Origin of the sequence: Pseudomonas orientalis (assembly GCF_001439815.1) — a bacterium.
Lineage (GTDB): Bacteria > Pseudomonadota > Gammaproteobacteria > Pseudomonadales > Pseudomonadaceae > Aquipseudomonas > Aquipseudomonas orientalis.
This window is the reverse complement of record NZ_JYLM01000002.1, coordinates 836827-847326: the sequence shown is the minus strand read 5'-3', so window position 1 is coordinate 847326 and position 10500 is coordinate 836827. Positions and strand designations below refer to the sequence as shown.

The following is a 10500-nucleotide window of genomic DNA, read 5'->3' as shown; positions in this document are numbered from 1 at the left end:
CCGGCTTGAATCCGTGGGCCGCCGCAATGGGCCATCCATGGCCCAGTGCGGCTAACCCGGCGTCCTGCCGGGTTGCCCACGGATTCAAGCCTGCGTTCGGCCAGCGTGGTTTAACGGGGCGCCTGAGATCAAAAGCAGATCAAGATCAAGAGCGACTCGCTGCGCATCGTGGTTAGCGTTGGGCGCTACAGCGTTGTGTAGATACCTATGGGTCAGTAGCGAAGCCTGACGGTGGTGCCGAGGGTGCGTTCGCTGCCCGTCATGACGCCGTAGTCACCGGCGCCGAGCAACGAGTACACGGCAGTGATGTACTGGCGGTCGAACACGTTGCGCACCCAGCCTTCCACTTCCCAGGCACGGTCCTGGCTGCGCAAGCCAAGGCGCAGGTTGGTGAGGCCGTAGCTGGGTTGATAGCTGCCTTCGCCGCCTTCGAGGGTGCCGTAGTAGCCGGTCCTGAAGCTGTAGTCGATGCCGCTGTAGGCCTGCAACCCATGCGGCAGCGTGTGGGTGTGGTCGAGGCCGCCGCTCAAGCTCCATTGCGGCGCGTTGTAGAGACGATCGCCGCTGAGGTCGCAGGTCCATTGGCCCGAGGCCGGCGGGCACGGGGCGTTGGGGAAGCTGCGGTAGCGCGCATCGCTCCAGGCCAGGCCCAGGCGTGCGGTGAGTGGGGCGGCGAGTTGCCAGGCCGAATCCAGTTCGATACCGCGCAGGCGGACTTTGCCGACGTTGATCAGGTTGTCCCGCAGCGGTGGCGCGAACAGCGAGGTCGGCGGGCTGTAGGTGAGCGCCTGGTAGTTGTCGACGTCGGTCTGGTAGAGGGCGAGGTCGAGCATGGCGCGGTCCTCCCAGAAGCGCGTCTTCAGCCCCAGCTCCAGGGACGTGGCGCGTTCCGGCTCGAACGTGGGGGCGGTGAACGGGCCGACCACGTCGAAGTTGATCCCGCCGGCCTTGTAGCCTCGCGACACGCTGGCATAGCCCATCACCGCATCGTTGAAGCGGTAGCTGGCGCTGAGCAGGCCGGAGAGGCTGTTTTCTTCAATCGAATCGTCGCGGTAATAACCACCGCCAAGTGCGATGCTGCGCAGCAATTGCCCGCCCGCCTGGAAGGCCGGTGGTAATCCATTCAGCGGGGCGAGGTTACTGACGTCGCGGGACACCCAGCCGCCCTTGTGCTCCTGGCTGTAGCGCAGGCCGCCGGTGAGTTCCAGCTGATCGATCGGACGCCAGGAAACCTGGCCGAAAAGGGCGCGGCTTTCGCTGTTCTGCTCGCCGTCGTAGCGTTGCCGGGCGCCCTCCAGCAGCATGGCCGGCACCTGGTCTGGCGCGGTGAAGGCAATGCCGTAGTTTTTTTTCAACGACGCCAGTTGGTCGCCGACGAACCATGGCGCGGCGTCCTTGCCGAATGCGACGTCGATCCTGCGGTCGAGCTGCTGACGCAGGTAATAGAGCCCGGCGACATAGTCGATGGACGGGCCGGCGGTGCCCGACAGGCGCCATTCCTGGCTGAACTGGCGGTGACTCAGCGCGGTTGCGGACTCGGCCACCGCCAGCGCCGTGCTGTCGCCGTCGCGAGTAGCGCGGTAGTCCCAGTCGCGGTAGGCGGTGATGCTGGTAAACCCCATGGACTCGCCCAAGTCCCGGTTCAATTCCAATGAGACACCGTTCTGCAGGGTCTGCGGATGGCCCGGTGCGTCGATGCGTGTCTCGCGCCGGTAAGGGGAGGGCTGCGCCAGCGGATAGCCAAGGAACTTGGCGCGCTGGCGCGTCTGGGCGCTGTAGTGATTGGCCAGCAGTACATTGCCGGCCTCGGTTTGCTCGGCATGGTCGGCGATCAGGCGCGCGCTGAAATCCGGGTCTGGCGTCCACAGCAATTGCCCGCGCAGGCCCTGGCTGTCGGTATCGCCGAGGCGGGCGCCGTCCTGCAGGTTGCGCACGGCGCCATCGACCGAACGGTTGAAAACGTTCAGGCGCCCGGCGAGTACGTCATCCTGCAGCGACCCGGAAATCACGCCGCGATAGTCGCGCAAACCGTGCTCGCCGTGGCTGGCTTCGAGGTTGGCTTCGGGTGCAAAGGTTGGCGGGCGGGTGAGGATGCTCAGCGCGCCGGCGGTGGTGTTCTTGCCGAACAAGGTGCCTTGCGGCCCGCGAAGGACTTCGATGCGCTCGATGTCCATCAACTCGGTGAAGGCCATGCCCTGGCGCGCCTGGTAAACGCCATCGACGTAGGTACCGACGCTGCCTTCCAGGCCATCGTTGTAGGGGGTCGCGCCCAGGCCGCGCAGCCCGAACCCGGCGAAGCGCGCGTCATGGCCGGACACCACCAGGCCGGGTACCCGCTGCTGGATGTCCTGAAGCCGATGCAGGCCGGCCGCGTCCAATTGATCACCGTAGACAACGCTGATCGGGATCGGTACGTCTTGCACCGCTTCCTCGCGGCGTCGGGCGGTGACGGTTGATTCATCGAGCGTGAGGGGGCCGGGCGCGTCTTGTCCGGCATTGGCCGGCGCCCACGGCAGCGCCGCAAGGCAGCCGAGCCAGAGCAACCGATAACCTGGACCCGGCATGTTAGACCTCCCGGGCCATCTCGCGACGCACCGTGTCCGGGCAGGCCAGCGTCTTGACCCACGCCAGCAACGCTCGGCTGTCGGCGGGCTTGAGCAGTACCGCGTCGAACGTCAGGGCGTGCGGATAATCCTGCGGCCTGCGTGGCGGGACCGCCGAATACAGCATCACGGGCAAGTGACCCCAATGATTGCGCACCTGCCGCAGCAGCTCCCAGCCGTCCATGCCGGGCATCATCTGATCGCTGATCAGCAGGTCGACCGGTTGTGTGGCCAGGCAGGCCAGGGCGGCTTCGCCGTTCGCCACCATGCTCACGTCAAAACCGTAGCCGGCCAGCAAGTCATACAGCCATTCGCTGTTCTGCTCCACGTCATCTAGCAGCAGAACATGCTTGCCCCGGCCGTCGAGCGGCGCGGCGTTGTTGTCGACGATACCCAGTTCCAGATCCTGCTCCCCGGCGCATTTGAGTCGCAGGCTGAAACCCAAGTGGCTACCGCCCCGTTCAGTGGCGTGTGGTTCGAGCCGGCTGTCCATGCGCGCCAGCAGTTGCGCGACAATCGACAAGCCCAGCCCGCTGCCCTCATGGCGCTGCGCATTGCGGCCACGGCGGAACGGTTGCAGCAGGTGCTCGAACTCATGGGGATCAATGCCGATACCGCTGTCTATCACGCTGAAGTACAGCGCCACGCCCTCGGCCGTCGCTCCTGGATGAGCGCTCACTTCGAAACGGATCTGGCCGTTGCGGGTGAACTTTGCTGCGTTCGCCAGCAGGTTCATGAGAATTTGCCGAAGCCGTTTGAAGTCGGCCTCGACCAGTGGCGGCAGGTCATCCGCCAGCACCGCTTCGAAGCTGTTGCCCTGACGTGCGGCGAGAAAGCCGGCCTCATCGGCGACTTCCTTGAGGAAGCCGTACAGGTAACCCGGCGCGAGGGTCAGCTGCATGTGCTCCAGTTCGCCACGGGAAAATTCGAGCATCTCATCGATCAATTCCAGTTGCTGACGGGCATTGCGTTCGATCGTGGCTGGATAATCGCGGTTCGGCCCGGTGTGCAGCAGGCGCGCATAGTCGATGATGCGCACCAGCGGCGAGCGCAGGTCATGGCTGATCCGCGCCATCAGGGCGCTGCGCGCCGTCAAGGATTCACGCAACTGCGTGGTGCGCAGCGCGACGGTGCTTTCCAGGCGTTCGTGCTCGACCTGGCGTTGGTGTTCGAGGCTGGACAGCGCATGCTTTTCACGGCTGCGGCTGCGCGCGACTTCCATGATCAAGGTGCACACCAGCAACGCCACGCCTGCCAAGGTGGACGATAAGCTGTATTTGCTTTGCGGCGACTGCCAGGGCAACTGCTCCTGAGGGAAGAAAATCCGCATCAGCAACTGGCCCAGCAAGAGCCCCGGCACCAGCCAGGCCATCGGGCTGTAGCTCAGGCGTCTGCGCCACGCCATGCATAACGTGGCGAGCAGCACCGCATAAAAGCTCATCAGCGACCATTGAACTATTTGCGCGCCCTGGACCGGATCGACGTTCAGCCACCAGAGTCGGCCCAGAATGCAGCCCGACAGGGGCACCCAATAACTCCAGCCAATGGCTCTGGGCAGGCCGGACACCTGCAGCAGCACCCGCATATAGGCCAGAAACAGGACGAACGAGACCGCGCTGGCGCAGGTCAGTAGCTCGCGTGTCCAGCCCAGCGCGGCGGGCCAGTAGACCAGGTAGCCATTGAGGATGCAGGTCAGCAGGATGTAGCTGAGCACCGCGCCCGCGTTCACCGTCAGCAAGCGCGAGCGCAGGATCCAGCCGACGATCAGGCCGAACGGGACGACCAGCAGGACAATGCCGAGGGTGAGTCCGTCGCTCAGGTAGGTCTGTTGCTGACTGCGCAACAGCGCAGGTTCCGACCACAGTTGCGGCTCCAGCAGTATTTGGAAATGGCTCGTCACTCGGATGAGCACAGTGGCGTTTTCCCCGGCGGCCAGCGAGACCGGGAACGCAGGCTGACGCGCGGCGGGCTGGGGCCATTCGGTCAAGGGATGGGCGCTGCCGGCGTGTGCATCGCTCCAGTGTCCGTCGACGCGTTGGTAGACGCGGATGTCCTCCAGGCGCGGCGCCCCGACCACCAGCAGGCGCGAACACGCCACGTCGCTCGCGTTGGTAAGCTGCACGCGTAACCAGAACGCGGAGCGGCTATAGCCTTGGGTCGGCCAGCCTGGGCTTGGGGCGGCGAAATGCGCTTCGGGCAGTCGAGCCACGTCGTCCACGCTCAAGCGGGCCTGGGTGTCCTCGAAAATGCGCAGCGTGGGCATCAGCTCCAGGTGCCCGGCCTGGCAGATCTCCACGGGGGCGGCGCGCAGCAGGCCCGCGAATAACAATGCCGTTGCCAGCAACAGCAACTGTAGAAGCCGCATCAGGCTTGCTCGTTGCCCAGGGAGTGCTCGCGGAACTGACTGGGCGTCATGCCGACGCGCTGGCGGAAGGCGGTGGCGAAGTTGCACGCATTGCGAAAGCCCACCAGTTCGGCGACGTCCTGCACACTCATGGCGCTTTCGCAGAGCAGTGCCTGGCCACGACGCAGCCTCGCATCGCGAATGTAGGCGAACACGGTCAGCCCCAGGTGTTCACGGAAAATCGCGGAGAGGCGTTTTTCATGGGTGCCGACTTTCTGCGCAAGGCAGGGCAGGGAGGGCACATCGTCCAGTTGCTGTTCAATCAAGCGCATGGCCGCCCGTAACACGATTTCATCGCCCTGCGGTGCTGGCTCGGCCAGGCGTTCCTGTACGGGCGACGGCGCTCGCCAGGTCAATTGCAGATGAATCCGGATGCGCGCCAGGACTTCCTCGGGCGCGTAGGACTTGGGGATGTAATCCACCGCGCCCACGGCCAGCCCTTCGAGGCGCTCCAATGACGTATTGGCCGATGACAGGAACAGAATCGGGGTATGCCGGGTGGCCGGCGCCTCGCGTAACAGCCTGCACAGGCTGAAGCCGTCCATGTGTGGCATGTGAACATCCAGCACGATCAGGTCCGGACGCAGGGCGAGCGCCCGTTGATAGCCCTGATGGGCGTCGCTGGCCACCGAAACGCGCCAGGGTTGGGTCTTGAGTAGAATGAGCGTGGCACGGATATCTTCGGGGACATCGTCGATCAGCAGAATATGCGGCAGCGAATCGGACGCCGCCGCTGTCCGCCGCTCGTAGTGGCCATTGTTCATTCGCCAGGTTCTCTTATGTGTTTCGCCAGATTGTTGCCGCGACGCCAGCGAGGGCCCAGCCACTCGATGGCATGTCTTTACTCAGGAGCTGACTGCCGCCCGTGGAGCCTTTTCGGCTGTCGGCACTGTAGACAGTTTTGCGAAGATATGACATGTACCGGATCGACGACAAATGGATATAGCCATAGCGGCAGATGAAGGGAGAACTGAAGCGCTCGAATTTCGATGGATGGCGGACACTCGCGCGATGGAAAGGCGCGCAGGCGAGTTGGGAGGGGTAAGCAGGAACTGTCGATTAACAAAATAAAATTGTGTTTTTGAAAAATTTATATTGATTTTTTTTAGACTGGTGCGGCTTTAGCATAAATCCGTCTTCAAAAGCCGCCGGACAGCGACTACGGGTGCCCGGCACCACAAATCAATAAAAATTGTTATCGGAGTCCTGATGAGTCTTTCTCCTTTTCACCTCGCAATCCCTGTGTATGACCTGGCCGCCGCACGTCACTTCTATGGTGAGGTGTTCGGTCTTTGCGAAGGTCGCTCAAGCGACCAGTGGGTCGACTTCGATTTCTACGGCCATCAGTTGGTCATCCACGAGCACCCAAAGACTGCTTCGCAGGAAAGTGTGCACAGCAACCCGGTAGATGGCCACGACGTACCGGTTCCCCACTTCGGCGTCATTCTGGAATGGGCGCAATGGGAAGCCTTGGCCGAGCGCTTGAAAGCGCGCGAAACGCAGTTCGTGATCGAACCCTACATCCGCTTCAGAGGCCAGGTTGGCGAGCAGGCCACCATGTTCCTGTTCGACCCGTGCGGTAACGCGCTGGAATTCAAAGCCTTCAAGGATATGAGTCAGCTCTTCGCCAAATAATAAAAACCTGACGCACGCTAAACAGTGCGTCAGGAAATCATAAATGAGCTGGAAGCTCATGAATCTAGCTACTGCTTGAAGCAGCCCTTTCATACCAACAAAAAGGCTAGACATGAAACGTATTCCCTTGGTTTGGCAAATCGTTGCCGGGCTGTTGCTTGGCGTGCTTGTGGGTTGGTATTTCAATACCCACCCGCAAAATCAAATGTGGGTCAGTACCGAGATCCTTAAACCGCTCGGTGATATCTTCATCAAGATGATGAAGATGGTCGTCGTGCCGATTGTGTTCTGCTGCATGATCCTCGGCATTGCCGGGGGCGGGGATAACAAATCGTTTGGGCGTATGGGCGCAAAGTCGTTGATCTACTTCTTTGCAATCACCAGCCTCGCGATCGTGCTCGGCTTGTGCTTCGCCAATCTGTTCGAGCCGGGCAAAGGCACCGAAATCGCGGGTATCGCCCATAACGCGGCAGCCGTACATATGGAGCCGTCGAAAGGCGCGCTGATCATTCTGCAAAACATCGTGCCCGATAACGTGATTGTTGCGATGTCGGAAGCCAAGTTGTTGTCGGTGCTGTTCTTTGCCGTGCTGCTGGGTATGGCGTTGAACACCTTGCCTAAAGAGAAGAGCGCACCGGTTATTGCAGTAGTGCAGGGCTTTTCCGATGCAATGTTCAACGTTGTGTCGTTTGTCATGGCCTACGCACCGATCGGTGTATTCGGCATGATCGGCGCTACGGTGGCGACGTTTGGATTTGCCTCGTTGCTGCCGTTGCTCAAGTTGATTGGCGTGGTGTATCTGGCGCTGATGACCTTTGCGTTGGTGATGCTCGGTGGCATCTGCTACCTGATCGGTGAAAACGTTTTCAAATTGATCAAGTACTTGCGCGATGAGTTGATTCTGGCCTTCTCCAGTGCAGCCTCTGCAGCCGTCATGCCGCAACTGATGACCAAGCTGGAAGCCTATGGCGTGCCTCGGCGCATTGTCAGCTTCGTGGTGCCGGTGGGTTATGCGTTCAACCTGGACGGGGCATCGATCTTTCTGGGGGTGGCGACGATTTTTATCGCGCAGCTCTATGGAATCGACCTTTCGTTGACGCAGCAGATTTTGCTGGTGGTGACTATGGTGCTGACGTCGAAGGGAGCTGCGGGTGTGCCTGGGTTTGCCATTATCATCCTGTCAGCCACCCTGGCATCTGCCGGACTGCCTCTGGAAGGGGTCGCGTTGATCGCCGGCATTTTCCGGATCATCGACAGCGGCACTACCACCTTGAACGTGCTGGGTAATGCGATAGCCCCCCTGGTCATTGCCAAGTGGGAGAAAACACCGCTTGAGCGCAAGGGATCTGTGGGGACGAGCATAACGCTTGACTGAAAACCGGAGTTCAAGATCGAAGACGAGCGTTGCAAATTGCCCGTCAGTGCTCCTCTAATGCTGTTTAGCTGCCTGCTCGGTAATCAGCTGGGCCAGTAATTTCACTGGCTCAGTCAGATTGCGCCGAGCACGATGCACCAGACCGATATCGCGATGGAATGTACGTTGTTTCAGGTCGATTGCACGCACCTCGGCAGGCCATTCCTCATGAGTGCCCGTTTCCGGTACCAGAGCGACACCGACACCATTTGCAACCAGTTTTATAATCGCATCCAGCTCGTCGAGTTCGCAGACCTCCTGTAATGAAAAATGGGTTTGTCGCAGGAATCTATCCACCTGGCGTCCGCCAAAAGATGAGCGGTCATAGCGGATAAAGGGCTGGCTGGATACCAGCTCGGCCCAATCCTCGCCAGGCATATCAGCCGGGACAATCAGTCGGTACGGCTCGCGTGCCAGGGTTGTCCAGCGCAGATCGCTGTGAAGAGAGAAGGGTGGACGAATGATTGCCGCCATATCGATTTCACCTGAATCGACCTGATTGACCAGGTCCATCGACAGGCCAGGCAGGACCCGGGTTCTGCACTGAGGGGATCGTTGATGAAACTCGGCCAAGGCTTGCGGCAAAAAGGAGCGTTGAACCGAGGCAATCGCTCCAATGGTGACCAAAACATTGGCGGCAAGCCCCACCGATGGCGTGCCCAGGTCTTTGAACCGGCGCACCAGTTCCTGACCCTGCAATAACACCTGTTGGCCCATTCGGTTGAGCTGCGCGGAGCGTCCTTTTCGGTCGAATAACTCGACCCCCAGCTCCGCCTCGAGGCGTTGCATCTGAGCGCTGACGGCGGCCTGGGTGAGGCCGATTTTATTGCCGGCCGCCGCGAAAGTGCCTTCTCTTGCTACCGCGATAAGTGTTTTCAGTTCTTTAATCATTCGCAAATAATAATTATGTTTTGAGGGGGAACATATTTATATTTTTTTATTGCCAAATCACGGCGTAAGACCGCTGCCGACGCAGATGAACAAACGGCAGGCGCTCCACCGGGCTCCTGACGCTGGGTCGTTTTTTTGCTAGCATGCGCCGCATTATGAAAAAACCCCTCCAAGACATGCGCCAGCACATCATTGATGTCGCCAGGTCGCTTATGACCCAGAAAGGTTACACCGCCGTCGGCCTTGCCGAGTTGCTCGCGGCCGCCGGTGTACCTAAAGGGTCGTTCTATCACTACTTCCGTTCCAAGGACGAGTTTGGCCAAGCGCTGCTCGAAGAGTACTTTGAGGAGTATCTCACGCGGGTCGATGTGCAATTGGCCAGCGAGGGCTGCGGCGCCGAACGTCTGCTGAGCTATCTACGCTATTGGGCCGAGACACAGGCGTTTGATCACACTGATCAGAAATGCCTGGTGGTCAAGTTGGGGGCGGAAGTGTGTGACCTGTCCGAAAACATGCGTGGCGTACTTGAGAAGGGGACTGCACTGATCATCGAGCGGATGGTTCGTTGTGTTGACCAAGGCCAGGCAGATGGCTCCATCGCCGCGTCCGTTGATGCAACGATACTGGCGCAAGCGCTCTACCAGATGTGGTTGGGCGCCTCGTTGCTGGTCAAGGTCAACCGGACACGTGAACCCTTTGAGGCGGCGCTTGAGATGAGTCGGCGTCTGTTGGCCTGATCAGCCGCTCAAGCGAGCATTGCGTCGATTCCAGTCAAGCAGACAGGGACGGGGCCAGCATCGCCGTAGCTGTGGCCCCGATACCTTGCAGGTCTTCACGGCTTGCGGCGTCATGCGCTTGCAGTGACATGCCTTCGAGCAATGTATTCAAGGCTGCGGCAAGCAGACGGGTATTGGTGTCGAGGCGCAGTTGCCCATCTGCAACCGCGCGGTCCAGACGCTGGCGTAAGTAGTCACGGCCCTCCTGACGCAAGGCTTTGAGGGTGGCGGTGACTTCGCCGGCATCGTCGGAGACGTTAACGGCTGCGAGCACCACCATACAACCGCATGGAGCCTCGGGCTCTGTCAGGATCGATGCCGAGGTATGGAAGAAGTCACTGATGGCGCGCACGATGTCCGGTTCGGTGTCCATGCGCTCCCACGTGGCATCCCAGAATGTCGCTTCGTAGTAGGCAACCGCTTCCAGAAACAACTTGGCTTTGTTGCCGAATGCTGCATAAAGGCTGGGCGGGCTGATGCTCATAGCCGAACACAGTTCCGCTACAGACGCCGGCTCGTAGCCACGCTTCCAGAACACCGCCAGGGCACGCAATAGCGCCTCGTCGCGGTCGAACGCGCGCGGGCGTCCTTTTGCGCGCGGAGAGAGCGGGGTGGGTTCAGTCATTAAGTGCAGCACCTTAGGGCGTATAGCCAGACCAGCATGTCTGCCCTAATGATACACAAAACAGACTTTCCGGACTTCAACGTGGCATTTGCCGCTGATCGTAGAAAGCTTAACCATTCTGAATTTTAGTAGACGACCGGTCTATTTTTACT

Annotated in this window: 8 protein-coding genes; 3 read left to right on the top strand and 5 right to left on the bottom strand. The window is 60.5% G+C overall.

Features of this window, described 5'->3' with window-relative positions; translation table 11 throughout:
* Positions 1 to 212: 212 nt before the first annotated feature.
* The 3 genes from TU82_RS08090 to TU82_RS08080 are packed head-to-tail and all read right to left on the bottom strand — an operon-like array spanning position 213 to position 5771.
* Positions 213 to 2564, bottom strand: a complete 2352-nt coding sequence (locus TU82_RS08090; RefSeq protein ID WP_057722588.1) for a TonB-dependent receptor — start codon at positions 2562 to 2564, stop codon at positions 213 to 215.
* A gap of 1 nt (position 2565) precedes the next feature.
* Positions 2566 to 4968 (bottom strand): hybrid sensor histidine kinase/response regulator, encoded by a 2403-nt coding sequence (locus TU82_RS08085; protein WP_057722587.1) that lies wholly within the window; start codon positions 4966 to 4968, stop codon positions 2566 to 2568.
* Positions 4968 to 5771, bottom strand: coding sequence for a response regulator transcription factor (locus TU82_RS08080; protein WP_057722585.1), 804 nt, complete (start codon positions 5769 to 5771; stop codon positions 4968 to 4970). Before TU82_RS08080 ends, TU82_RS08085 begins: the two co-directional genes overlap by 1 nt.
* A 445-nt stretch (positions 5772 to 6216) precedes the next feature.
* On the opposite strand from TU82_RS08080, the gene TU82_RS08075 reads away from it, so the two are divergent.
* Both TU82_RS08075 and TU82_RS08070 read left to right on the top strand, forming a co-directional pair.
* Complete coding sequence (locus tag TU82_RS08075) at positions 6217 to 6642, top strand: VOC family protein (RefSeq protein WP_057722583.1); 426 nt, start codon at positions 6217 to 6219, stop codon at positions 6640 to 6642.
* 112 nt (positions 6643 to 6754) lie between these two features.
* A complete protein-coding gene (locus tag TU82_RS08070) occupies positions 6755 to 8017 on the top strand; it encodes a cation:dicarboxylate symporter family transporter (RefSeq protein ID WP_057722580.1) in 1263 nt (420 codons plus the stop codon).
* Positions 8018 to 8071: 54 nt separating this feature from the next.
* Here TU82_RS08070 and TU82_RS08065 read toward each other — a convergent pair whose 3' ends face one another.
* Complete coding sequence (locus TU82_RS08065; RefSeq protein WP_057722579.1) at positions 8072 to 8947, bottom strand: LysR family transcriptional regulator; 876 nt, start codon at positions 8945 to 8947, stop codon at positions 8072 to 8074.
* A gap of 155 nt (positions 8948 to 9102) precedes the next feature.
* Here TU82_RS08065 and TU82_RS08060 point away from each other — a divergent pair, with 155 nt between their 5' ends.
* Positions 9103 to 9684 carry a TetR/AcrR family transcriptional regulator gene (locus tag TU82_RS08060; RefSeq protein WP_057722578.1) on the top strand — a complete coding sequence of 194 codons (582 nt, stop codon included), beginning with the start codon at positions 9103 to 9105 and terminating at the stop codon, positions 9682 to 9684.
* Positions 9685 to 9718: 34 nt separating this feature from the next.
* Here the strand turns inward: TU82_RS08060 and TU82_RS08055 are convergent, their stop codons facing one another.
* Complete coding sequence (locus tag TU82_RS08055; RefSeq protein WP_057722577.1) at positions 9719 to 10348, bottom strand: TetR/AcrR family transcriptional regulator; 630 nt, start codon at positions 10346 to 10348, stop codon at positions 9719 to 9721.
* Between the last annotated feature and the right edge of the window lie 152 nt (positions 10349 to 10500).

What these genes read in the sequence shown, in the direction of transcription:
- TU82_RS08075 (WP_057722583.1), top strand. Translation starts at nt 6,217, where the DNA reads ATGAGTCTTTCTCCTTTTCACCTCGCAATCCCTGTGTATGACCTGGCC.
- TU82_RS08085 (WP_057722587.1), bottom strand. Translation starts at nt 4,968, where the DNA reads ATGCGGCTTCTACAGTTGCTGTTGCTGGCAACGGCATTGTTATTCGCG.
- TU82_RS08055 (WP_057722577.1), bottom strand. Translation starts at nt 10,348, where the DNA reads ATGACTGAACCCACCCCGCTCTCTCCGCGCGCAAAAGGACGCCCGCGC.
- TU82_RS08065 (WP_057722579.1), bottom strand. Translation starts at nt 8,947, where the DNA reads ATGATTAAAGAACTGAAAACACTTATCGCGGTAGCAAGAGAAGGCACT.
- TU82_RS08090 (WP_057722588.1), bottom strand. Translation starts at nt 2,564, where the DNA reads ATGCCGGGTCCAGGTTATCGGTTGCTCTGGCTCGGCTGCCTTGCGGCG.
- TU82_RS08070 (WP_057722580.1), top strand. Translation starts at nt 6,755, where the DNA reads ATGAAACGTATTCCCTTGGTTTGGCAAATCGTTGCCGGGCTGTTGCTT.
- TU82_RS08060 (WP_057722578.1), top strand. Translation starts at nt 9,103, where the DNA reads ATGAAAAAACCCCTCCAAGACATGCGCCAGCACATCATTGATGTCGCC.
- TU82_RS08080 (WP_057722585.1), bottom strand. Translation starts at nt 5,771, where the DNA reads ATGAACAATGGCCACTACGAGCGGCGGACAGCGGCGGCGTCCGATTCG.